This window comes from Mesorhizobium sp. CA6 (assembly GCF_020165035.1).
Taxonomy (GTDB): Bacteria; Pseudomonadota; Alphaproteobacteria; order Rhizobiales; family Rhizobiaceae; genus Mesorhizobium.
Map to the genome: position 1 here is coordinate 1 of NZ_JAIUHI010000002.1, position 22574 is coordinate 22574.

The following is a 22574-nucleotide window of genomic DNA, read 5'->3' on the forward strand; positions in this document are numbered from 1 at the left end:
GGGGAGAGGTGGCTCGGCGAAGCCGAGACGGAGTGGGGGTCGACCAGCGCTACATTAGCCAATGCATGCGCCAAGCTGCCATGCACGCTATCGCCAACCTGCGCTTATTGGTCGCCGTTGTTGCCCTTGGTCAGGATATCGTCGGCGAGCGAGATCGCGGTCCGGCGATCGGCCTCGCCGGCCGCGGCGAAAGCCTCTTCCTGCATGTTGCGAATCCAGGGCTGGTCGGCCGCCGGAGCCCGCGCCAGCGCCGCCGTCATCATCGCCAGGCCGCGCACGACCTTGCCGCTCTGGAACAGTAGATTGCCGAGCGTCGCCTGCGCGCCGGCATGGCCCTTCTCGGCCGCGAGCTGCAGCCAGCGGCCTGCCTGCTTGACGCTGGCCTTCACGCCGCCCTCGCCCTTGAGGAACATCTGGCCGATCTCGAACTGGGCGTTTGGATTGCGGTAGTTAGCGGCGGCGCGCATGTAATATTCCTGCGCCGCGACGTCGTTTTCCTCGACCGGGGTGCCGGGAATGCCCTTGCGAAGATAGTCGCCGAGCGCCACCAGCGCGTCCGACACATAGCTTTCTTCCGGCGAGCCGGGCTCGACATCCTGATCGACGATTTCCGAGAAGAACTTGAAAGCGGCGTAATCGTCGCGCGTCACGCCGTCGCCTTCGGCATACATGCGCGCAAGCTTCCAGGTGGCGCCGATCTGGCCGTTCTCGGCGGCGTATTTATAGGCTTCGACCGCCTGATCCTTATGGCCGCTCTTGTAGGCGGAGAACCCGAACTGGAACACCGCCCAGGGGCTCGACTGCGGCTTCACGCCGGTCTTGTCGTCGAACACCTTGTCGTCGAAGGCCATGGCCTGCCCGACGGTGCCCAAGGTCGCCAGAGCGACCAGTGCCGAAAAGACAGACGACCTCAACACCTCAGATGTCCGCATAGCAGTGCGTTTCTTTGGCGGCGCCCGGATGGGTCACCGCGCCGTCGCGGGCCGACCCGACGGCCTGCGCATATTTCCAAATCGCGCCGGACTGATAGTCGGTCTCGCGCGCCTTCCAATTCTTTGCCCGGGTCGCCAGTTCGGCGTCCGACAGGGCCACCTCGATCGTGCCTTGCACGGCGTCGATCGAGATCACGTCGCCGTCCTGGATCAGCCCGATCGGCCCGCCGACCGCCGCCTCGGGCCCGACATGGCCGATGCAGAAGCCGCGCGTGGCGCCGGAGAAGCGCCCGTCGGTGATCAGCGCCACCTTGCCGCCCATGCCCTGGCCGTAGAGCGCCGCCGTCGTCGACAGCATCTCGCGCATGCCCGGACCGCCGCGCGGCCCCTCGTAGCGGATGACGAGAACCTCGCCTTCCCGGTAGTTGCGCTGCGTGACCGCCTCGAAGCACTCTTCTTCCGAATCGAAGCAGCGCGCCGGACCGGAGAATTTCAGTTCCGACATGCCCGCGACCTTCACGATCGCGCCTTCGGGGGCAAGGTTGCCCTTCAAGCCCACAACGCCGCCTGTCTTGGTGATTGGCCGATTGGCGGGACGCACAACATCCTGGCTTTCATTCCAGGAAACGTGCTCCATATTTTCGGCCAAAGTGCGGCCAGTGACCGTCAAGCAGTCGCCATGCAGATAGCCGTGGTCGAGCAGCGTCTTCATCAGAAGCGGAATGCCGCCGGCCTCGAACATATCCTTGGCGACATATTTGCCGCCCGGCTTGAGGTCGGCGATATAGGGCGTCTTCTCGAAGATCGCCGCCACGTCGAACAGGTCGAACTTGATGCCGGCCTCATGCGCGATCGCCGGCAGGTGCAGCGCCGCGTTGGTCGAGCCGCCGGTGGCCGACACCACGGTCGCCGCGTTCTCCAGCGCCTTGCGCGTGACGATGTCGCGCGGCCGGATGTTCCTGGCTATCAGTTCCATGACCTTTTCGCCCGAGGCGAAATTGAAGCGGTCGCGCATCTCGTATGGGGCCGGCGCGCCGCAGGAATAGGGCAGCGCCAGGCCGATGGCTTCAGCAACGGTCGCCATGGTGTTGGCGGTGAACTGGGCGCCGCAGGAACCGGCCGAAGGACAGGCCGCCTGCTCGATCTCGAGTAATTCGGCGTCGCTGATCGATCCGACCGAATGCTGGCCGACCGCCTCGAACACGTCCTGCACGGTGATCTGCCGGCCGCGATAGCTGCCGGGCAGGATCGAGCCGCCATAGATGAAGATCGACGGCACGTTGAGGCGCACCATCGCCATCATCATGCCGGGCAGCGACTTGTCGCAGCCGGCGAGCCCGACCAGCGCATCGTAGCAATGGCCACGCATGGTGAGCTCGACCGAATCGGCGATGACCTCGCGCGACACCAGCGACGACTTCATGCCCTGGTGGCCCATGGCGATGCCGTCGGTGACAGTGATGGTGCAGAACTCGCGCGGCGTGCCGTTGGCGGCCGCAACGCCCTTCTTCACCACCTGCGCCTGGCGCATCAGTGAGATGTTGCAGGGGGCAGCCTCGTTCCAGCAACTGGCGACGCCGACCAAAGGCTGCGCGATCTCGGCCGCCGACAGGCCCATGGCATAAAGATACGAACGATGCGGCGCCCGCGCCGGACCTTCGGTCACGTAGCGGCTGGGCAGCTTGGCCTTGGAGATTGCCTTGGCGTCCATCATCGTCCTTGCCGCACACCCCGCGGCCGGTCCCATCGCCGCGCCAACCTGGCACGCATCCCGGGACATATCTCGGGTGCTCCGGGTTTATGGCGGGAAATGGGCAGTTCCCTTGGCAAGTCTTTTAGCGCGGGGGTTGTTCATAAACTGTTGCCAAAACGTCACAATCGTATCGGGCGCCGGATGCGCGGCGAATCTGCGATAGCGGGTCAAAGGACCAGGTGGATCGCCTGCCGGACAACAAAAAAAGGCCGGGCATTGCCCGGCCTTTTTTGTTGAATTTTCAGAATCTTAGAACTTGATCTTAAGTCCGCCCGAAACTGCCGTAACCAGATCGTTGCCGAAGTCGTAGCTGGCATCGGTACCTGCCACATAGCCGTCCTTGTCAGTCAGGGTGCCAGAATGGCCACTCGTCAACACGCCGATCGCGCCGGCCAGGCGAAATTCGATGTTCGGGCGCGGTGTATAGGCAACGCCGCCGCCGAGCGTCCATGTGTCGCTCTGCGAACCGTAACCATGCGAGGTGCCACGATCCCAGGTGAGCTGACCGGCAGCACTCCACTGATCGTTGAACTTGTGGCCAATACCGCCGCTAACCGTCCAGCCGTCCTGATACATCAAATCCAACGAGGTCCACCTGACCGGTATCGGAGAGGTCGTTGTACAAGCGGCAATGCCTTTCGAGGCCTGCGAGCAGATCGGAATGCTCTGCAGAATGCTCCAGTTGACCCACTTAACTGAGCCGAACGCAAGCCAGCCGGGAGCTATACCCGACTGGACCTTCAATTCGACAGAATCCGGCATCGAAGCTTCACCGTAGATCGGAATAACCGGACCGCCGACATGGGTTAAGTCAAGGGTACCCGCAATGTTGTCCAGCTTCACTTGGGAATTGTAGACGAGGCTGGCGCGCAATGCGATCTCAGGAATTTCATAGGCCAGCCCAGCGCGCCAGCCCCAACCACTGCTGGACAAGTCTACGCGGCCAGTGCCGGAGAAATTCGGGAAGAGCGGTGATACAAGGTCTTCCTTGAAGCCATAGACTTCCTGATAAAATACGCCGCCAATGAAGCGAACCTGGCCCTTGCCAGCATCCATCTTATAGGAACAGGTGGTAGCGTAGTTGTCGCTGTTGATTTTAGTTTCCATGTTGGATTGCGCGCCGACCCACTGGCCAGGGGCCGTATGCGCGCCCCAAGGTTGCGAGTAGTCGAACATACAGTCGATTCCAGGCACGACTTGGGCCTTAACGCCGATGCGAGGCACCCAGTAGTTCTCGCTGTCTTTGGCACTAGTGGAGCCCACGACGGTGCCGTTGAACGGATCCGTATCCTTCGCGTTCTTGAGTTTGCGGTCCGGCATCACATACGTTGCTTCCGCTTCCGTGGCGAACGGCGCCGGATCGAAAAGCAAGTCGATGTCATAGCCGCCGCGCTCGATACCGCCGGCATGCGCGGGATGCATCGCGGCGCCGATCAAAGCGATCGAAAAGCACCCTGCCCCCAGCAGCGCTTTGACTCGCAAAGTGTTCATGGAAATCCCTCCCCAAAATACAAGTGGCTCAAGCTAGAACCAATTCGGGTTAACGACGCAACAACGATTTCAGGAGCTGTACATGTACATCTTGACAGCACCTATTTTTGCCATGGTCATCGACGCCGCAATCGGCGCCTAAATCGCGCGAGCCGGTGTCAAAGGATCGAAAAAATCCAACGAAACTGCCCAAAACAGGGCAAAAACGGCCGGTTTTGAGGCTGACCGGCCCCATTGTTACATTATGGCAACAATGGGGCGCAAACTTTCCGTTTACGTCAAAATTAACGTAGCGGCAGCCGCATTTTCGAGGCAGCTAACGTACCGGAAAGCGCCTTTAGAGTGAGGGCGAATCTTGCCGTTCAGCCGGCGTCGCGGACCCTGGTCAAAGCCACCGAAAGCTTCTCCTGCGCCTCGCGATATTCGGCGAGTTTCTCGCGCTCTGCCTCGACCACTTCTTCCGGCGCGTTGGCGACGAATTTCTCGTTCGAAAGCTTCTTGTGCAGGCGGGCGATCTCCTCGGTCACCTTGGCCAGTTCCTTCTGCAGCCGCGCGGCCTCGGCCTGGAGGTCGATCAGGCTGCCGAGCGGCAGGCTCACCGTCGCCTCGTTGAGCACGATCTGCGCCGAACCTTGCGGCGGCGCATCGGCGAGCGCGATATCGCCGACACGCGCCAGCCGCTTGATCGCCTGCGCGTGGCGCTCCAGCCGCTCCTGCGTCAGCGTGTTGGCGCCGATCACCGTCAGCGGCGCGATTGCCGCCGGCGGCACATTCATCTCCGAGCGCACTGAGCGGACGCCCGAGACGAGATCGACCAGCCAGTTGATGTCGGCGGCGGCCTCCTCATCCTCGAAGTCGGGCGACGGCCATGCGGCGTGGCAAAGCAGCGACGAGCGCTCCTTGCCCTCGCCCGCGGTCTGCGCCCACAACTCCTCGGTCATGAACGGCATCATCGGATGCAGGAGCTTGTAGATTTCGTCCAGCACGAAGGCGACGCAGGCCCGGCTCTCGGCCTTGGCGGCCTCGTCCGTGCCTATGAAAACCGGCTTCAATAGTTCCAGGTACCAGTCGCAGAACAGGTTCCAGACGAAACGGTAGGCAGCACCCGCCGCTTCGTTGAAACGATAGCTGGTGATGCCTTCGGTGACCGCGCGCGCCGCCCGCGTCAGCTCGGTCAGGATCCAGCGGTTGACCGGCAGCTTGGCGTCGTTCAGCCAGAACTCGTCGTTGCGCGCGACGTCGTTCATCTCGGCAAAGCGCGTCGCGTTCCACAGCTTGGTGCCGAAATTGCGGTAGCCGGCGATGCGCGCCGGATCGAGCTTCACGTCGCGGCCTTGCGCCGCCATGACCGTCAGCGTGAAGCGCAGCGCATCGGCGCCGTATTCCTCGATCAGGTCGAGCGGATCGATGACGTTGCCTTTCGACTTCGACATCTTCTGCCCGTTCTTGTCGCGCACCAGCGCGTGTACATAGACGGTGTGGAACGGCTCCTCGTCCATGAAGTGCAGGCCCATCATCATCATGCGGGCGACCCAGAAGAAGATGATGTCGAAGCCGGTCACCAGCACGTCGGTCTGGTAATAGGTCTTGAGCTCCGGCGTCTGGTCGGGCCAGCCGAGCGTCGAGAACGGCCACAGCGCCGACGAGAACCAGGTGTCGAGCACGTCCTCGTCGCGGGTCAGGATCTCGCCGGGCTGGAAGTTCTCGAGCTTATCCTCGACCCAGGCCTTCCACGGCCCTTCCAGCGCGAGGTAATACTCAATGGCGGCAGCGAGCGCCTCTTCCTCGGTCTTCTCGACGAAGACGCGCCCGTCCGGTCCGTACCAGGCCGGGATCTGGTGACCCCACCAGAGCTGGCGCGAGATGCACCAGGGCTGGATGTTCTCCATCCAGTCGAAATAGGTCTTTTCCCAATTCTTCGGCACGAAGTTGGTTCGGCCCTCGCGCACCGAAGCGATCGCCGGCTTGGCGAGCTCGGCGGCGTTCACATACCACTGGTCGGTCAGGAACGGCTCGATCGGCACGCCGCCGCGGTCGCCATGCGGCACGGTATGACGATGGGCCTCGATCTTGTCGAGGAAGCCGCCGGCCTCCATCAGCTCGACGATCTTCTTGCGGGCCGTGAAGCGGTCGAGCCCATCCAGCTCGTCCCATACCGCCTGGCGCTCCGGCGTGACCTCTAGGCCGGCCAGGAAGTCCTCATTGTCCTTCAGCTTGATGGCCGCTTCGACCGTCAGGATGTTGATCGCGGGCAATTTGTGGCGCTTGCCGACCTCGAAGTCGTTGAAGTCATGCGCCGGCGTGATCTTGACCGCGCCGGAGCCTTTTTCCGGATCGGAATACTCGTCGGCGACGATCGGTATCTTGCGGCCGACGATCGGCAGCACGACGTTGCGGCCGACCAGACCGGAGAAGCGCTCGTCATCGGGATGCACGGCCACGGCCGTGTCGCCGAGCATCGTCTCGGGACGCGTCGTGGCGACCGTGATGAAGGTCTTCGGGTTCTCAGGGTCGAACGCCTCGCCGTCGATCGGATAGCGGAAGTGCCAGAGATTGCCGTTCACCTCGTGCTGCTCGACCTCGAGGTCGGAAATGGCGGTGAGCAGCTTCGGATCCCAGTTCACAAGGCGCTTGTCCTTGTAGATAAGGCCGTCCTTGTAGAGGGTGACGAAGACTTCGAGCACGGCCTTGGACAGGCCTTCGTCCATGGTGAAGCGTTCGCGCGACCAGTCGGCCGAGGCGCCGAGCCGCTTCAGCTGGTTGAAGATCGCGCCGCCGGATTCGGCCTTCCACTCCCAGACCTTCTCGATGAACTCTTCGCGCGTCAAATCGCGGCGGTGGATCTGCTTTTCCATGAGCTGACGCTCGACCACCATCTGCGTGGCGATGCCGGCGTGATCCATGCCGGGCTGCCAGAGCACGTTCTTGCCGCGCATGCGCTCGAAGCGCACCAGAATGTCCTGCAGCGTGTTGTTGAGCGCATGGCCCATATGCAGCGAGCCGGTGACGTTCGGCGGCGGGATGACGATAGTGAAGGCTTCGGCCCCTTCCTCCGCGCCGGCGCCGGCCCGGAAGGCGTCTGCCTCTTCCCAGATTTTGGCGATCTTCGGCTCGACGGCTTTGGCGTCGTAGGTCTTATCAAGCATGGAGGAGGTCCGAACTGTCGGGAACAAGCGTCCGGTGTAAATCGGAAGGTCTTGGCCGAGTCAACCGCGAGCGCAGCGATCGCTTCCACAGATAGGTCTGCCGCGGCCAGCGGCAATGCCGGCTAAGCCAGGACAGACGCGTTCATCCAGGCACCTTAAACAAAAGCGCCGCCCCAAGGCGGCGCTTGTCAGCCTGCATGTAGGTGCGGTTACTGCGCCCCGCGCGCCACGCGCTCGATCTCCTCGCGCACCAGCCTTTCGACCAGCGTCGGCAGGTTGTTGTCGAGCCAATCCTGCAGCATCGGCCGCAGCATCTCCTCGGCCATCTCGTCGAAGCTTTTCTTGCCGCGGCTGGCAAAAGCATCGGAAAGCTCGCCAAAGGCCGCGGCGACCTGCCGGCCCGTATGCTCGGAAAGGATCGCGGGCCGGGCCGGCTGCGCCTCCGGTTCGGAGGCCCGGGACGCGCCTACAGGCGCGGAATCTTCGAACGCCGGCTCTTCCTTCTCGACCTCGGCCTTCGGCGCGGCTTCCGGGGGCCGGATGGCCGGTCTAGCGGTGACCGTGCTGCCGCCGACCGCCGCTATTTCGCGCCGCCAGTCGGCGACAATGGTCTCGGCCGTCTGCGGCGCATTTGCCGCGGCTGGCTTGCCTGCGGCCGCTTGCGCGCCCGGCGCAGTGCTCTCAAGCTCAACTGTCGGCGCAGCCGTAGGCGCAGTCTTCACCGGCTCGGCGCGGGCGGCGCGCGGCAGCACTGGGTCGGTCGCCGCAAGCTGGGCCTGGACCTCGGCCAGCGTCGGCGGCTTGCGGACGTCGGCATGCAATTCGGAACGAAAGGCATCAACCTCGACAGCCGGCGCGCCAGCCGCGGCCGGCTCGAGATCCTGGCGCAGCTCGCCGGCCTCGGCCGGTTGCTTGCGCCCGGTGTCGCTGTCTTCGATGATCCTTCGGATGGAAGCCAGTATCTCTTCCATGGAAGGTTCGCGCTGCGCGCTGCTTGCCGTCGCCATCGTCACATCCGCCGCCCTAGTGACCTGTCCAAGAACTTGACCTGTTCCAGAACCGACCGTTCAAGAACTTGACCCGCCCAAGAATTCCGTCCTGCCCGGGCCGGAATTCGAATCAATGGAAACAGCGTAACCGACCGATCGTCATCCGAGAATCCCCAATCTGGGGACACGTTGGATTTCAACAGATTAGGCGGCACGCAGCGGAATGAGTCTCCCGGAAAGACAAACGCCGCGCGTCCATCGGACACGCGGCGCTCGCAGGAAGCATGCTGTCGGCAATCAGCGCCCGTCGGGCGTGCGCAGTCCGATCCACTTGTCCTTGACGGCGTTGTAGTGCTCTTCCGGCCGGTATTTGGCGACTGCCAGGCCAAGACGGTCGACCGACAGCCGGCCCATCGCCGACAGGATGGCATAGCTCGCCACCACCACGTCGCGCTCGGAACTGGCCTGGTTGATCTTGGCAGTGATGACCGCGTTCTGCGCGTTCAAGACGTCCAGCGTCGTGCGCTGGCCGACATTGCGCTCCTCGATGACGCCGTTGAGCGCCAGTTGCGCGGCATCGATCACCTGCCTGTTGGCATCCACGCTCTGGCGCGCGGCGACATATTGCGTCCAGGCCGAGACCACGGCCTGGCGCACCTGGTCGCGGCTGACATCGACCTGGATGCGCGCCTCGCCCAGTGATTCCTTGCTCTGCCGCACCAGCGCCGAGGTCCGGCCACCCGAATAGATCGGAATGGTGAGCGAAGCGCCGATATTGGCCGATGTCGAACTACCGTTAGGACTGGTGATGGAACTGGGAACGGTGTGGGTGTAGTTGTCCGAAACGCCGGCGGAAGCCGTAAGCTGCGGCAGCAGCGCGCCTTCCGACGACTTCACCGCAAAGGCCGCGGCATCGACGAGATGCTGTGTTGCAAGAATGGCGGGATGTTCGGCGGAAGCGATAGCCAAGGCGGAATCGACGCTACCCGGCAACAGCTTGCCAAGCGGCGAGGCTGCCTTGAGCTTGCCCGGCTCGTCGCCGACGATCTGGTGATACGTGGCGGCGCTCGCCAGCGCCGTCGCGCGGGCGGCGCTCAGCTGCGCCACGGCCGTCGCGCGCGAGGCATCGGCCTGGGCCACGTCGGTGCGGGTGCCCTCGCCGACCTCGAAGCGCGAGCGGGCGGCGCGCGCCTGCTCGGTCAGGAACTGCAGGTTTTGCTCGGTCAACGCCGCGACCTGGCGGTCGCGAATCACGTCCATATAGGCGCTCGCCGCATTGAACAGGATATTCTCTTCGGTGTTGCGCAGGCTTTCGACCGAGGCCTTCACCTGCGATTCGGCGGCGGCGACATTGTTCTTGGTCTGAAACCCGTCGAACAGCGTCTGGTTGATCTGCACTCCGAAGCTGCCCGTCGTTAATCTCCGGCTGGTGCCAAAGCCATGTATGTTGGTGTAGTCGATGTTAGCCGAACCGGTGACGGTCGGGCGCCAGCCCGACTTGGCGATGGCCACGCCCTCATCGGTGACGCGAACGCCGGCGCGGGCCGCGTTGAGCTGCGAATTGTACTGATAGGCTTTGGCGAGCGCGCCCGTGATGGTTTCGGCGGAGGCGGCCAGCGGCGAAAGCGCGGTGGCCGAAACAAGGATAGCTACTAAAATACTCTTGCGTAGAGGCGGCACGTTATATCCCTCATTCGTTTTGCATGGGAACCACGCCACGCCAACCTACCCTTACGGATCGGCCAGCGCCGCGTTGTTTATCGTTCCCCCGCTGACGGCCTCCCAAAAACACCCGGTTAACCAAATCAGCAACGATTGTCAGGCGCAAGCGATCATGACAGCGCCTTCGCTGCAAGGCAAAAACGCTCAGAATTCAAATGCGTGAGCACGTTCGAAGCCCGGTAGTGGCTTAATTGCCGCATTAAAGGCACGCCTTCCGGTTACAACCCCCCCTGCCTTGACAAACAGCCGGGCCACGCCAGAGTTGCCACGCCCTTCGACCGCAACCAGGCGTCCATCTTCCGCGAGCTGGTCAAGCAATGCCTGCGGCACTTCCTCGACGCTGCCGCCGATGAAGATGACGTTGTAGGGCCCTTTGGCGGCCTGCCCTTGCGGCAGCGGCCCGGTAACGACCGTGACGTTTTGGCAGCCAAGGCGGGAAAGTGTTGATTTCGCGGCCTCCGCCAGCGCTGCATCGCTCTCCAGCGCGACGACGGAACGCGCGAGCCTGGACAGCAACGCGGCGGAATAGCCGGTGCCGCAACCGACATCGAGCACCGAATCGCTCGCGTCGATCTCGGCCAGCTGCAAAAGCTTGGCGAGCGGCGACGGCTCCATCAGGTAGCGTGCGCCGCTGCCATCGGCGCCGTCGGAAATGCGGATGTCTTCGTCGATATAGGCCAGATCCTGCTGTCCGGCGCCGACAAAGGCCTCGCGCGGAACGCTCAGCATCGCTTCGATGAGCGGCGCGCTGGTCACGTCTGTGGTGCGGATCTGGCCGTCGACCATCTTCACGCGGCGTTCGGAGAAATCAGCGTTCATGTCCCAACAATCCGCTCCCCGCGCCAGGCGCGCGGCCAAAACTTCAACCGGAACCCCGCTCCGGCGCGATTGCGCTGGAGCCCGCAAGCATCTGGAGGCCTCGCCCGGAATCGAACCGGGGTGCAAGGATTTGCAGTCCTCTGCGTAACCACTCCGCCACGAGGCCTCGCAATGCTCCCGGCGTTCCGAGCGAACTCATTATGTTGGCGCTCAAAGGTCGTCAAGCGCTCGCGCGTCATTCCCGGCGCTTTCGCAAGGAGCAGCCAAAGTGGTGATTACCAATCGGTTGGCACGGGTTCGGCATCGCCGCTGCGGAGCCGCCTCGTGCTCTCAGTCGGGCCGCCGCCGGCGTTCCCACCAGACGACGAAACGCCGCCGGTGGCGTCGGATCATGGCGAATTCATAGGATAGAACCAGGAGACCGAGCGGAATCATCCAGAAACCGAGAATCGGCAGAAAGCCCAGAAGCCCGCCAAGGGTAAGCAGCATGCCGATCGCGATTCGCCAGCCGCGCGAGCGCGGCATGGTGAACTCGCGGCCGAAGATCGAAATCTTCCGCGCCGGGGCGTTGTCGTCATCCGCTGCGGTCATTCAAGCCAGATCCATCTGCTGCCTAAGCCATGTCAAGACGACAACCGGTCGCTTTGTTCCGTGCCGGTGTGAAGCCCTTCATATGTGGGCGCGCCGAACGATGGCACAAATAGCCGCATCAAAAACTGGAGAAAAATTGCGAAATGCTTCTTTGCAAAGCCGAAAGGTGTTTGCTATAGGCTGCGCCACTCACGTCAGAGCCTCCGTTCCCCGGTAGCTCAGTGGTAGAGCAACCGGCTGTTAACCGGTTGGTCGCTGGTTCGAATCCGGCCCGGGGAGCCAAGTTCCACTCGGAACGCCTCGTATCTCGACGTTTTCAAAGCCCGGCCTTTCCCAGCGGTCCACATTCCGGCACGCTCGAGGTTCAACCTCAAGGTAATGTCCGTCAAGCGCATCCACGACTGTGCCGAAACCGTCTGATTGTTGTCTGTTTCCAGATGCTGGCGATGCAGAATTGAGGGCAGGCGCCCGCCAAAAAAACCCGCCGCCCCATGGCAAGGCAGCGGGTTTTAAACGGCGGCCGCATCCATGCGGAATCGACCGCCTCAACCCGTCACCCGAGCGCATTGGGATCATTCCCTAGCGGGAGAACGGTGTGATGTGCTGATAGAGGGGAGGCTTCAGCCTCCCATCTTCTTGGCCATCGCGCAGAAGTCCGCGTGCGCCTTGTTGATGGTTGCGTCGCCGCAGTCTTTCAAAATCGCTGTACGCTCATCCGGCTTCATGGCCATCCAGGCAGTCTTGAAATCCGCCTCGGTTCTCAATGTTTTCATGCCAGCGTCGGTGAAGAACGGCGACATCTTGGCCGGGTCGTCGAGCGCGGACGTCCCGGTGCTGCTACCGGCCATCGCGGCACTACCCATCATTGCGAGCGCAACTGCGCTCATGCAGAGCATCTTGATTTTCATTTGAATATCCTCCGGTTAGGTCCCAATGAAATGTGACCGTGACGAAAGAACGCGCAGTCATTCGAGACGTTCCCACGCGTTGCAAACAACCAAGGCGGTTGCGCCCGAATTACAGTGACGGTGCAGCCTCACATTGCTCCAGGAGCGCTGGCTCTGATCATTAGCCACCGTAATTCCGCCAAATCTGAAGCCTGGCATCTCGATTGCTCACCAATTGAACTAACGCAGACAACGACGTTAGGCCCAACGGAATGGGCATTCAGTCCAAATTGCTGGTCTTCACGAGGCCAAATAACCTCGCGAAGGAAAGGCAGGGGCAAATGGCCTGGAAACGAGCGATTGCTGTCAAAGACTGGTCTTGCGCCATGAGTGACGAGATTGGCCGCGTGGTCTTGGCCATAAACTCGACCGAAGGTGAAACGACCTACGTTCTGATGACAACCTTCCAGGCGGCGAAAATGGCTCAGGAGCTGCGGTCGCCGAAGATGGTCCCCCGATACGACATGTAGCCAGGCCAGCGGGGTTCCTAACGCATGATTGTTGAATTCGCAGGTCCGGCTGGGTCAGGCAAAACGACATTTGCGCATGCGCTTTATGAACAGTTGCGGGCTCACGGACACCCTGCACGGATTGTTCTCACTGACCGGCGGGTTGTTCACCGATCCATGCTGGACCCCGGCGGCATTGTCACTGCGATGTGTCGAGTCGCTCGCGCGGCTGCACGCTCGATTGGCATGGCCTGTCGCCCATCCGCAAATGCCGTCGACTTCAGAATTCGCGCAAACCTGGTGCACACACTGCCTCCCAGAAACGTGATCTGGCGCATCAGGCTAAGTCAATACGTTCTCCGCCTTGCCCGCGCATGGCGCCAATCTGCCGCGAGCGAGGAAATTCTTATTTTCGACGAAGCCTTCGTTCAGGCGGTTTCGATGCTCGCCTGCTTCAGTGGAACAGCAGATGAGACGTGCCTTGCACACGCGCTGGATTTCATCCCGGAGTCGGACGTGGTGGTTAGAATCGACGCCTGCGAGCAACTTCTCATCGAGCGGCTTGACCGGAGACAGAAGAGCCACACCTTTGCCGAGCGTTTGTTCGAAACCGGATTGGACAAAAGGCTTCAGTCGGCCACCGTCGTGGCGCGCGTATGCGGCTTGCTGACGGCGCGCGGCCGGTCGATCATTGACGTCGACGCCAACAATCAACGTGCACTAACGCTGGCGATCGACGAAATCGAAGAGGAAATCTTGGCGAGGTACAAACGCAGCTTGCACTCATCAGCCTATCCGCCAATCCCGTTGGATTGAGTGGCGGCCTACAACGGACTTCCATTCACCGTCGGCGAAGACGGCTGCAGCCGCCAAACGTCTACACTCGCACGGGCAGTTCGGTCACCGTAGTTCCAGGAACAACCGTCGATTTATTGGCAAGGCGGGTCTTGGTTCCCACTGGCCGGCTAGGCATCCTCCATTTGTATGGCAAGAATCTTGGGTCGGGCTGATAGGCTCGGTCTCAGCCGGAGCGTTGCGAGCCTTGCTGGTCAGGCCCGGCCTGACTGGTTCTACCCCGCCAGCCTTGCCGGGCCGCTTCGCCGAGGTGACGACCCGCTGTCGTCGCCGGCTAGGCCTCGTCCTCTTCGATGCCAATGCTGTCCCCATCGCCATGGACCTTGTTCCGGTCCCATTCGTTGGTGTTGTCGGGCGGCAGCATTTCGGATTTCGCGTTGCTTGTCCTTGCACGGCTTGGGACCTGTCAGATCGCGCGATGATTTAGGGTCGATTGAGCTTATCCCCGCGGTCGAACAGAATGCCAACGGCAGGCGGGCTCGAATGTCCTGCTGTGGGATGCAGCCGCCTGACTTGTAAGCGTTCGCCGCTGCTTGCCAGGGCCGGCGCCCCCGGTGCGAGGCTAGCAAGCCAGGTGGCTTGGGAGCGCGGCGGTTCGCCGTCGATGTCCGTCGTCGCCTTCATTCAACAGTTCCAGCAGCGCGGTACAATCGATCAGATCGTGAAACTGGGCGCTTGGGTCAAGCCGAAGGCAGGAGCCGTAAGATCGCAGGCTTCGCAGCCCCTGCATTTTTTGCAGCCTGGCCCGACGTTCCGCTTCTCCCGGCAATGGCCGAGTTGAGCTTTTGTCCTTTTCCATCGGCGACTGCATGAGCAGCCCCTCCCTGACGTTTCGGTCGCAGCGACGATCCTATTACTCGCGCAGCGACGCTGCCATCATCCATTTGCAGGCCAACGCCTCCGGCGGGACTGAGGTGAACCCGGCATCCGGCGACAGGAACCTTTGCGGAAAACACCCGTTGACCCTGCTGCGAGAGGGGTCGACGATATCTGGGATCCGTTGCCTTGGACGCAAAAACTGACAGAAAAGAGCGCGAAACCGCTCCCGCCGAAGAATCGCGTGCTCAGCCGCGGTCCGATCGGCAGCAACGCCCGCCGGGCGACGACAAGCGCGTCGAAGACAGACCCGTAGAAGACAAGCGCGACGACGAGCAGGCGCAAGACAGGCAGGCGAATGACGGTTCGCCCGACGGCAACAAGCCCGGTCTCATCAAACGCCACCCCTACATAGCGACGCTCATCGCGATCCTCGTCTTGTTGGTCGTCGCGGCGGTGGTGATCTGGTGGATCAACGCACGGCACTATGAATGGACCGACGACGCCTTCATCGACGCGCGAACGGTAACGGTCGGCGCGGAAATTGCCGGGCGCATCACCGACGTTGCCGTGACCGACAACCAGCCGGTCGAGGCCGGCGCCGTGCTTCTGCGCATCGACGACAGCGACTACCAGGCCTCGCTCAAGCAGGCACAAGCCGGCGTGGCGGCGGCGCAGGCCGAGATCGCCAACGTCCAGGCCCAGACCCAGGCGCAGAACGCCAAGATCGATGTCGCCGGAAAGCAGGTGGCCCAGGCGCAGGCCGCGTTCGAATTCGCCAAATCCGAGGACCAGCGCAACCGCGAGCTGCTCGCCAAGGGCACGGCGACGCAACAACAGGCACAGCAGGCCGCTTCGACCTTGCGCCAGGACCAGGCAGCGCTCGATGCCGCCAACGCCAATGCCGAGGCGGCGAAAAGCCAGGTTGCGGTTCTGCAGGCACAAGGCAAGAGCGCCGAGGCCAAGCTTCGGCAGGCTGAAGCCACCGAGGATCAGGCCAGGACCACTCTCGCCCGCACGATGATCACGGCGCCCGTGGCGGGCCATGCCACCAACATCACGGCGGCGAAAGGCACCTATGCGCAGCCCGGCCAGGTGCTGATGATGTTCGTGCCCAAGGACGTCTGGGTGAAAGCGAATTTCAAGGAGACGCAGCTCGACCTGATGCGGCCGGGCCAGCCCGTCGACATCGCCATCGACGCCTATCCGGAAAAGACCTTCCATGGCCATGTCGACAGCGTCCAGGCCGGCAGCGGCACGGCGTTCAGCCTGCTCCCGGCCGAAAACGCCACCGGCAATTTCGTCAAGGTGGTGCAGCGCGTGCCGGTCAAGATCGTCTTCGACCAACCGCCGGGCGTCTATCTCGGTCCCGGCATGTCTGTGGTGCCGACGGTCAAGGTCAGATGAGCGATGCCGCAACAGTCCAGGGCGACCAAAGCCGGTCGGCGGCCGGCGGGCGCAACCCATGGCTCATCGCGATCGTCGTCTCGATCGCCACCTTCATGCTGGTGCTCGACACCTCGATCGCCAATGTCGCGCTGCGCAACATTGCCGGCAGCCTGGCCGCCGGCACGGACGAAAGCACATGGGTGATCACCACCTATCTCGTCGCCAACTCCGTCATCATCCCGGTCAGCGGCTGGCTCGCCAGCGTCATCGGCCGCAAGCGCTATTACATGATCTGCGTGGCGACCTTCACGCTCGCATCGCTGCTGTGCGGGCTGGCCCCCAATCTGCCGACGCTGATCGCCTTCCGCATCCTGCAGGGGCTCGGCGGCGGCGGCATGGCGCCGAGCGAGCAGTCGATCCTCGCCGACACTTTTCCGCCGGAGAAGCGCTCCCAGGCTTTTGCCCTCTACGGCATTGCGGTCATCGTTGCGCCAACGGTCGGCCCGACCATCGGCGGCTGGCTGACGGACAATTTCTCGTGGCATTGGATCTTCTTCATCAATGTGCCGTTCGGCATCATGTCGCTGGCGCTCGTGCAATGGCTGGTGATCGAGCCCGACATTCTCGAGCGCGAGCGCCGCGAGCGGCTGAGCAAGGGGCTGAAGGTCGACTGGATCGGCTTCATCCTGGTGGCGATGGCGCTCGGTTGCCTCGAAGTCTTTCTCGATGAGGGCCAGCGCAACGACTGGTTCGCCTCGACCTTCATCACCATCTTCGCCGTGATCTCGGCGGTGTCGTTCCTGCTGCTTGTTCCTTGGGAGTGGACGAGGCGCGATCCGATCGTCGACATCCGCCTGCTTTTCAGCCGTCAGTTCGGCATGTCGTTCCTGGTCATGATGGCGGTGGGCGCGGTGCTCTTCAGCACCACGCAGCTTTTGCCGCAGCTGCAGCAGACGACCTTCGACTACACCGCTACCCTATCCGGCCTGTCGATGATGCCGGGCGGCATCGCCATGCTGATGCTGATGCCGATTTCGGGCTTTGCCGCCGGTATCGTTCAGCCGCGCTATCTCATCATGCTGGGCATGTCGGTGGTCGCGGTCGCGCTCTGGCACACGACTTCGCTGACGCCCGATGCCAGCTTCGGTTTCTTCGCCTATGCGCGCGTCTATATGATGATCGGCCTGCCGTTCCTGTTCATCCCGATCTCGACCGCCGCCTATGTCGGCCTGCCGCCGCAGAAGACCGATCAGGCGTCCTCGCTGATCAATGTCGCGCGCAACCTCGGCGGCAGCATCGGCGTGTCGCTGTCCAACACGGTGATTGCCCAGAACGCCCAGCTCCATCAGTCGGTGCTGGTCAGCCACACTGCACAGTCGAGCGACACCTATCAGCAGACGCTTCGCCAGGTGACGGACCATTTCGTCGCCGAAGGCTCGCCGCTGGCGGAAGCCAGGCAACAGGCCGTGGGTTGGATCGGCCAGGAGATCGGCCGCCAGGCTTCGCTGCTCGCCTATGTCGATGTCTTCTTCTATTGCGCAGTAGCGACGGCGCTGCTCGTGCCGCTCGCCCTGCTGTTGCGACCGCCGAAGTCTGGGACAGCCAAACGGCAGGACAGCCCCGCCGTGTAACAGAGCCGCTTGCAAAAGGATGCTTGTGCGTCAATGTCGGGCGATGGTGCGGCAATTTGGAGGGGACTATGCGCAACATCACAATACCGGCACTGCTGGCGATAGCCGCCGTCTACGCGACCGCGGCCAACGCTTTGGACAGCGGCAACACGCCGGTCGTGGTGACGCCGCTGGCGGCGAAGACGACGACCGCATCGGGCCAGCCGATCACGCTGCCGCAAAAGAATGTCGAGGTTCAAGTCTCGTCATACCAGATAGCCCCCGGCGCTACCCTGCCGGTGCACAAGCACCCCTTCCCGCGCTATGCCTATGTCGAGCAAGGCACGCTCAGGGTCGCCAATGTCGAGACCGGCGCCGCCAATATCTACAAGACCGGCGACTTCATCGTCGAGATGATCGGCCAATGGCACCAGGCCACCAATATCGGCACCGATCCGGTGAAGCTGCTGGTGATCGATCAGGTCGAGCAAGGCGCCAAGAACACGATCCTGAAACAGTAGCCGGCGAGAGGCCCGCTTCAGAGCGGGCGCCCTCCTCCCACCTTATCCCCAGGCGCCCACGGGTTGCCGCGTGGTGGCGTTCAGGCGGTTGAACGCATTGATCAGCGCGATCTGGATCACCAGGGCGGCGAGCGCCTTGTCGTCATAGTGACGCGCGGCCTCGTCCCAGACGTCGTCCGGCACCGCGTCGGAGCGGTCGGCCATGCGCGTCGCGGCTTCAGCAAGCGCAAGCGCCGCGCGCTCTGCGTCATTGAAATAAGGCGTTTCGCGCCATGCCGAAACGGCGAAGATCCGCTCGTCCTTCTCGCCGGTCTTCTTCAATTCACGCGCATGCATGTCGACGCAGACGGCACAGGCATTGATCTGGCTGGCACGCAGATGAACGAGCTTGCGCGTCACATAAGGCAAGCCGCCGGCTTCGGTCGACTTGTCGAGCGCCAGCAGCGCCTGCAGCGCGCCGGGAATGAGCATCACCGGATTCTTCAATCTTGCTTCCATCGTCGGTCTCCTCGGGTTCTTGCGGCCGGCAGGGCACGCATAAATCAATAACCTTACAGTTATGAGTTATCCATAACTTTGCAGTTATGCATTGTCAAGCGGCTTCCATGGCTGGACCGATAGTTGCGGCTTTCGCGGCGGCGCGCCCGGTGCTAGGGCTGCCCATCTCATCGAAAGCACGGATGGAAGCCGGTGGCGGACACGCAAAGACCCCTGATTGAAATCTGCGTCGAAGGCATTGACGGGCTGCTCGCCGCGCAGGCCGCCGGCGCCGACCGCGTCGAGCTCTGCGCCAGCTTGATCGAAGGCGGCATCACACCGAGCCTGGGCACGGTGCGCGCCGCGCTCGAAAGCGCGACCATCCCCTTCCATGTCATCGTGCGACCGCGCGGCGGCGATTTCCTTTACAGCGAGACCGAATACCGCTCGATGCTCACCGATGTCGAAGCGCTGCGCGAGCTCGGCGTGGCCGGCGTCGTCGTCGGCTGCCTCACCGCCGATGGCGCCGTCGACGAGGCGCGCATGAGCGCATTGGTTGAGGCCGCCGGCCCGCTCAACGTCACCTGCCACCGCGCCTTCGACATGACGCGCGATCCGGCCGAGGCGCTCGAAGCCCTGATCCGCTGCAAGGTCGGCCGCGTGCTGACCAGCGGCCAGCGCGACACGGCGGTCGAAGGCGTCGAGCTTCTGGCGGAGCTCGTTCGCCAGGCCGGCTCGCGCATCATCATACTCGGCTGTGGTGCCTTGGCGCCCGACACGATCGGCGAGGTGCGCAGGCGCACGGGACTGACCGAGATGCATTTTGCAGCACTTGCGGACGTGCCGAGCGCCATGCGCTACCGCAACCCGAATGTCGGCATGGGCGGCAACGACCTCGACCGCGAATACCGCAACACGGTGACCGATCAAGTCAAGGTGGCTGCGATGATCGCGGCCGCGAGAGCTTGATGGCGCAAGTGATGAGCAAGGAATTGCTGCCGATCGAACGCGTCTCGCCCGCCGACGAGCCCGCCATCCTCGCGCTCAACAACGAGCATGCGGCGGAGCTGTCCTGGCTCGAGCCGGAACGGCTTTCCTTCCTGCTCGGCGAGGCTTTCTACACCCGCCAGATCGGCGCGCTCGAAGCCTTCATCCTATGCTTCGACCAAGACGCAAGCTACGACAGTCCGAACTTCCTCTGGTTCCGCGAGCGCTATACGCGCTTTGTCTATGTCGACCGTGTGGTGGTTGCGGCCGGGGCGCGCGGCCGTGGCCACGCCCGACGACTTTACGAGGATCTGTTCGAGCATGCCCGGCGCGCCGGCCAAGCAATCGTCACCTGCGAGGTCAACGCTGATCCGCCCAATCCGGCCTCCGACGCCTTCCACGCAGCGCTCGGCTTCGCCGAAGTCGGCGATGCGGTGATCCACGGCGGCAAGAAGTCGGTGCGCTATTGGGCGAAGCCCGTCGCCTGAAGATGCCTCCGAAGCCGCTGGCAAGGAAAACAAGCCGCAGCTAATATGGCCGTTCCGCTGGTTGGGGGGACGTCATGGCGAGCAATGTCTTCCGCTTCGACGAAAGCTGGGACATCCCTGAAGGCACGCCGCAGGAAGTTTGGGACGTGCTGTCGGACGCCCAGCTTCTGCCGCTCTGGTGGGGCGATGCCTACAAGGAGATCGAGCCGCTCGACAGGAAGGGCAAGGGCGTCGTCGGTGCGCGCGCCAAAGCGAGAGCGCGCGGCGCCCTGCCCTATGAGCTGAACTTCATCATCGAGGCCGCCGAGCTCGACCCCGGCCGGCTGGTGGTGGTGAAGACCTTCGGCGATTTCGACGGCCTGTGGCGGGCGGAGCTGTCGCCGTCCGGAGCAGGCACCCATGTCGATCTGGTTTGGCAGGTCACGGTCGAGAGGCCGATCCTCAAACTTCTGGCGCCGATTCTGAGATCAGCCTTCGCCTGGAACCATCGCTGGACCACGCCGCGCGGCGAAGCCGGGCTCCGCCGCTACCTCGCTGCACAACGAGCGACGAAAACTGCTTAATCACCAGTTTCGGTTGAGCCAGCCGCGGGCGGGTTTCTCGACGATGTAGTAGCTCGCGAGCGCGCAGGCGAACACGGCCGCCAGCATCGGGATTGTCGCGCTGCCGCGCTCATCGACGAATTTGTAGAAAGGCTGCTGCCAGAGATAAAGCGAATAGGACCAGAGCCCCAGCATCACCATCGGCCGCGACGACAACGGCCCCGTCAGGTAGCCCCCCGCGAAATCGAGCGTGTTGACAGCGAGCGCCAGCAGCGGCACGCCGACAAGATAATGGATCGTGGTCGGCACCGGATCGAGGAACAGCAACACGCCGCCAACCGCCGCCGCAAGCGCCACATGCTGGTTTTGCAGGAAAGCCGGCAGGCGCCCGTCGGCCTTGAGCAGGCAGATCGCGGCCGATAGCAGGATCGAGGCGATATGCACGTCCGTGCGCCAGTAGGTAGTCTCATAGCCCATGCCGAGAACCCCGTACGAAATGGCGCCGTTGGCCATCGCCAGCAGCGCCAGCACCACCAGCAGCCGCACGACATTCGCCCGACCGGTAACCACCACGCTGATCAGCGCCAGCAGGATATAGGAATGCTCCTCGACGCAGAGCGACCAGATGTGGTCGAGCGCGCCGGCGCGGGTGATCAGGACGCCGGCGTAATTGTAGGTGAAGGTTAGCGCCGTCAGCGCCGCTTTCCACTTGAAGGCGATGAAGGTTCCGGTCAGGCCGATCATGGCGGCAATCACGAACATTAGCAGCGCTGGATAGATGCGCGAGAAGCGGCGCTTGAAGAATTTCTTCAGCGGAAAGCGCTCGATGAACAGGATTTCGCCCATCAGCCGGCCGCTCAGCACGAAGAAGAACTCGACGCCGAGCACGCCGAGATTGAGCCCTGGGACCGGAAAGAAATGGCCGACCAGCACCATGGCGATCGACAAGCCTCGCCAACCGTCGAGATAGGCCAGTCTTGCCCTGGCTTCCCTGTCGGTCGCGGCCCGCGGCAGGACAACGGACGCTGCGGAGATGTCGGTCATACCGTGCCTTCGCGACTCGAGGTTCGCATGCGAAACATTGCCCGCAGCCTGGACCATCTGGTATTCCCGCCGGATTTATTTTGCAGTGCGGGATAACTTTGTGCAAGTGCGAAGCCGCAATTCGACAGGCGTTTGCGCCTAAACCGTTGCCGCGGCGAAAGAAAAAGGGGCCGCGAGGCCCCTTCTTTCATGCATGGCGTCGCCGTTCAGGCGTTGGCTGCGGCCACGGCGCGCTTGGCCATCACCGCGATCAAATTGGCGCGGTAATCGGCGGAAGCATGGATATCGCTCATCAGCCCCTTTGCCGACACTTTGAGGCCGCCGAGCGCCGCGACATCGAAATTCTTCGCCAGCGCTGCCTCGATTTCCTTGGAGCGGAAGACGCCGTCCTCGCCGGCGCCTGTCACTGCCGCCCTCACCCCGTCCTTGCCCTTGGTCACGAACACGCCGACGATGGCGTAGCGCGAAGCCGGGTTGCGGAATTTCTGGTAGGCCGCCTTGGCGGGAGCGGTAAAGCTCACCGCCGTGACGATCTCGCCGTCCTTCAGCGCTGTCTCGAACAGGCCCTTGAAGAATTTGTCCGCCACGATCTCGCGCTTGTTGGTGACGATCGTCGCGCCCAGCGCCAGCAATGCCGCCGGATAGTCGGCCGCCGGATCGTTGTTGGCGATCGAGCCGCCGATCGTGCCCTTGTAACGCACCGCCGGGTCGCCGATCAGCGATGCCATATGTGCAAGCGCCGGGCAGGCCTTCCTCAGCTTCTCGTCGGTGGAGACGTCGTAATGCGTCGTCGCGGCACCTATGGTCACGGTCTTGCCGGACACCTTGATGCCCTGCAGGTCCTTCAGCCGCGAGACGTCGACGAGGTCCGACGGTGCCGCGAGCCGCGTCTTCATCGCCGGGATCAGCGTCATGCCGCCGGAGAGCAGCTTGGCGTCGCCGTTCTTCAGCAGCCTTGCGGCGTCGGCGACGGAGGAAGCGCGATGGTAGTTGACGGAATACATGT

At 63.0% G+C, this 22574-nt stretch carries 20 protein-coding genes and 2 tRNA genes; 9 read left to right on the forward strand and 13 right to left on the reverse strand.

Features of this window, described 5'->3' with window-relative positions; genetic code table 11:
- Window positions 1-104: 104 nt before the first annotated feature.
- The 9 genes from LB526_RS02270 to LB526_RS02310 form a co-directional block, all read right to left on the reverse strand.
- Entirely contained in the window at window positions 105-932 is an 828-nt protein-coding gene (locus LB526_RS02270) for a tetratricopeptide repeat protein (protein WP_224543640.1), read from the reverse strand.
- Window positions 919-2643: a dihydroxy-acid dehydratase gene (gene ilvD, locus LB526_RS02275; protein WP_140840483.1), complete on the reverse strand. Its 1725-nt coding sequence runs from the start codon at window positions 2641-2643 to the stop codon at window positions 919-921. Before ilvD ends, LB526_RS02270 begins: the two co-directional genes overlap by 14 nt.
- A gap of 291 nt (window positions 2644-2934) precedes the next feature.
- Window positions 2935-4176 (reverse strand): OmpP1/FadL family transporter, encoded by a 1242-nt coding sequence (locus tag LB526_RS02280; RefSeq protein ID WP_224625929.1) that lies wholly within the window; start codon window positions 4174-4176, stop codon window positions 2935-2937.
- A gap of 362 nt (window positions 4177-4538) precedes the next feature.
- Window positions 4539-7322: a valine--tRNA ligase gene (locus tag LB526_RS02285; protein WP_224625930.1), complete on the reverse strand. Its 2784-nt coding sequence runs from the start codon at window positions 7320-7322 to the stop codon at window positions 4539-4541.
- Window positions 7323-7531: 209 nt separating this feature from the next.
- A complete protein-coding gene (locus LB526_RS02290) occupies window positions 7532-8329 on the reverse strand; it encodes a PopZ family protein (RefSeq protein ID WP_224625931.1) in 798 nt (265 codons plus the stop codon).
- A 279-nt stretch (window positions 8330-8608) separates the two neighbouring features.
- Entirely contained in the window at window positions 8609-9991 is a 1383-nt protein-coding gene (locus LB526_RS02295) for a TolC family outer membrane protein (RefSeq protein ID WP_095765004.1), read from the reverse strand.
- 186 nt (window positions 9992-10177) lie between these two features.
- Window positions 10178-10852, reverse strand: coding sequence for a protein-L-isoaspartate O-methyltransferase family protein (locus LB526_RS02300; protein ID WP_140840488.1), 675 nt, complete (start codon window positions 10850-10852; stop codon window positions 10178-10180).
- Window positions 10853-10944: 92 nt separating this feature from the next.
- Window positions 10945-11018: transfer RNA gene (locus LB526_RS02305), tRNA-Cys, on the reverse strand.
- Between the two features lie 164 nt (window positions 11019-11182).
- Window positions 11183-11443 carry a hypothetical protein gene (locus tag LB526_RS02310; RefSeq protein ID WP_095765002.1) on the reverse strand — a complete coding sequence of 87 codons (261 nt, stop codon included), beginning with the start codon at window positions 11441-11443 and terminating at the stop codon, window positions 11183-11185.
- 207 nt (window positions 11444-11650) lie between these two features.
- On the opposite strand from LB526_RS02310, the gene LB526_RS02315 reads away from it, so the two are divergent.
- Window positions 11651-11725, forward strand: a tRNA-Asn gene (locus tag LB526_RS02315).
- Between the two features lie 338 nt (window positions 11726-12063).
- Here the strand turns inward: LB526_RS02315 and LB526_RS02320 are convergent.
- A complete protein-coding gene (locus LB526_RS02320) occupies window positions 12064-12351 on the reverse strand; it encodes a hypothetical protein (RefSeq protein ID WP_095765001.1) in 288 nt (95 codons plus the stop codon).
- A 251-nt stretch (window positions 12352-12602) separates the two neighbouring features.
- On the opposite strand from LB526_RS02320, the gene LB526_RS02325 reads away from it, so the two are divergent.
- The 5 genes from LB526_RS02325 (at window position 12603) to LB526_RS02345 (ending at window position 18030) form a co-directional block, all read left to right on the forward strand.
- Entirely contained in the window at window positions 12603-12860 is a 258-nt protein-coding gene (locus tag LB526_RS02325) for a hypothetical protein (protein WP_176476901.1), read from the forward strand.
- 24 nt (window positions 12861-12884) lie between these two features.
- A complete protein-coding gene (locus LB526_RS02330; RefSeq protein ID WP_224625932.1) occupies window positions 12885-13655 on the forward strand; it encodes a hypothetical protein in 771 nt (256 codons plus the stop codon).
- A 1044-nt stretch (window positions 13656-14699) separates the two neighbouring features.
- Window positions 14700-15917, forward strand: coding sequence for an HlyD family secretion protein (locus tag LB526_RS02335; RefSeq protein WP_224625933.1), 1218 nt, complete (start codon window positions 14700-14702; stop codon window positions 15915-15917).
- A complete protein-coding gene (locus LB526_RS02340; RefSeq protein ID WP_224625934.1) occupies window positions 15914-17530 on the forward strand; it encodes a DHA2 family efflux MFS transporter permease subunit in 1617 nt (538 codons plus the stop codon). The genes LB526_RS02335 and LB526_RS02340 overlap by 4 nt, the downstream gene beginning before the upstream one ends.
- A 68-nt stretch (window positions 17531-17598) precedes the next feature.
- Window positions 17599-18030, forward strand: a complete 432-nt coding sequence (locus LB526_RS02345) for a cupin domain-containing protein (RefSeq protein ID WP_140543196.1) — start codon at window positions 17599-17601, stop codon at window positions 18028-18030.
- Window positions 18031-18072: 42 nt separating this feature from the next.
- Here LB526_RS02345 and LB526_RS02350 read toward each other — a convergent pair whose 3' ends face one another.
- Window positions 18073-18528, reverse strand: coding sequence for a carboxymuconolactone decarboxylase family protein (locus LB526_RS02350; RefSeq protein WP_224625936.1), 456 nt, complete (start codon window positions 18526-18528; stop codon window positions 18073-18075).
- Between the two features lie 192 nt (window positions 18529-18720).
- Between LB526_RS02350 and LB526_RS02355 the strand changes: the two genes are divergently transcribed.
- From LB526_RS02355 to LB526_RS02365, 3 genes are all read left to right on the forward strand, one after another.
- Window positions 18721-19476 carry a copper homeostasis protein CutC gene (locus LB526_RS02355; RefSeq protein WP_224625937.1) on the forward strand — a complete coding sequence of 252 codons (756 nt, stop codon included), beginning with the start codon at window positions 18721-18723 and terminating at the stop codon, window positions 19474-19476.
- On the forward strand, window positions 19476-19982 hold the full coding sequence (locus tag LB526_RS02360) for a GNAT family N-acetyltransferase (RefSeq protein WP_224625939.1): 507 nt from the start codon (window positions 19476-19478) through the stop codon (window positions 19980-19982). The genes LB526_RS02355 and LB526_RS02360 overlap by 1 nt, the downstream gene beginning before the upstream one ends.
- Before the next feature lie 74 nt (window positions 19983-20056).
- A complete protein-coding gene (locus tag LB526_RS02365) occupies window positions 20057-20545 on the forward strand; it encodes an SRPBCC family protein (protein WP_224625941.1) in 489 nt (162 codons plus the stop codon).
- Here LB526_RS02365 and LB526_RS02370 read toward each other — a convergent pair whose 3' ends face one another.
- Window positions 20546-21568 (reverse strand): acyltransferase family protein, encoded by a 1023-nt coding sequence (locus LB526_RS02370; protein WP_224522635.1) that lies wholly within the window; start codon window positions 21566-21568, stop codon window positions 20546-20548.
- A 206-nt stretch (window positions 21569-21774) separates the two neighbouring features.
- The gene (locus LB526_RS02375) at window positions 21775-22572 is read right to left on the reverse strand and encodes an FAD binding domain-containing protein (protein ID WP_224522636.1); all 798 of its coding nucleotides are present in this window, start codon (window positions 22570-22572) and stop codon (window positions 21775-21777) included.
- Between the last annotated feature and the right edge of the window lie 2 nt (window positions 22573-22574).

Coding starts and splice junctions, on each gene's coding strand:
- LB526_RS02270 (WP_224543640.1), bottom strand. CDS start 932: ATGCGGACATCTGAGGTGTTGAGGTCGTCTGTCTTTTCGGCACTGGTC.
- ilvD (WP_140840483.1), bottom strand. CDS start 2,643: ATGGACGCCAAGGCAATCTCCAAGGCCAAGCTGCCCAGCCGCTACGTG.
- LB526_RS02280 (WP_224625929.1), bottom strand. CDS start 4,176: ATGAACACTTTGCGAGTCAAAGCGCTGCTGGGGGCAGGGTGCTTTTCG.
- LB526_RS02285 (WP_224625930.1), bottom strand. CDS start 7,322: ATGCTTGATAAGACCTACGACGCCAAAGCCGTCGAGCCGAAGATCGCC.
- LB526_RS02290 (WP_224625931.1), bottom strand. CDS start 8,329: ATGGCGACGGCAAGCAGCGCGCAGCGCGAACCTTCCATGGAAGAGATA.
- LB526_RS02300 (WP_140840488.1), bottom strand. CDS start 10,852: ATGAACGCTGATTTCTCCGAACGCCGCGTGAAGATGGTCGACGGCCAG.
- LB526_RS02310 (WP_095765002.1), bottom strand. CDS start 11,443: ATGACCGCAGCGGATGACGACAACGCCCCGGCGCGGAAGATTTCGATC.
- LB526_RS02320 (WP_095765001.1), bottom strand. CDS start 12,351: ATGAAAATCAAGATGCTCTGCATGAGCGCAGTTGCGCTCGCAATGATG.
- LB526_RS02325 (WP_176476901.1), top strand. CDS start 12,603: ATGGGCATTCAGTCCAAATTGCTGGTCTTCACGAGGCCAAATAACCTC.
- LB526_RS02330 (WP_224625932.1), top strand. CDS start 12,885: ATGATTGTTGAATTCGCAGGTCCGGCTGGGTCAGGCAAAACGACATTT.
- LB526_RS02340 (WP_224625934.1), top strand. CDS start 15,914: ATGAGCGATGCCGCAACAGTCCAGGGCGACCAAAGCCGGTCGGCGGCC.
- LB526_RS02345 (WP_140543196.1), top strand. CDS start 17,599: ATGCGCAACATCACAATACCGGCACTGCTGGCGATAGCCGCCGTCTAC.
- LB526_RS02350 (WP_224625936.1), bottom strand. CDS start 18,528: ATGGAAGCAAGATTGAAGAATCCGGTGATGCTCATTCCCGGCGCGCTG.
- LB526_RS02360 (WP_224625939.1), top strand. CDS start 19,476: ATGGCGCAAGTGATGAGCAAGGAATTGCTGCCGATCGAACGCGTCTCG.
- LB526_RS02365 (WP_224625941.1), top strand. CDS start 20,057: ATGGCGAGCAATGTCTTCCGCTTCGACGAAAGCTGGGACATCCCTGAA.
- LB526_RS02370 (WP_224522635.1), bottom strand. CDS start 21,568: ATGACCGACATCTCCGCAGCGTCCGTTGTCCTGCCGCGGGCCGCGACC.
- LB526_RS02375 (WP_224522636.1), bottom strand. CDS start 22,572: ATGTATTCCGTCAACTACCATCGCGCTTCCTCCGTCGCCGACGCCGCA.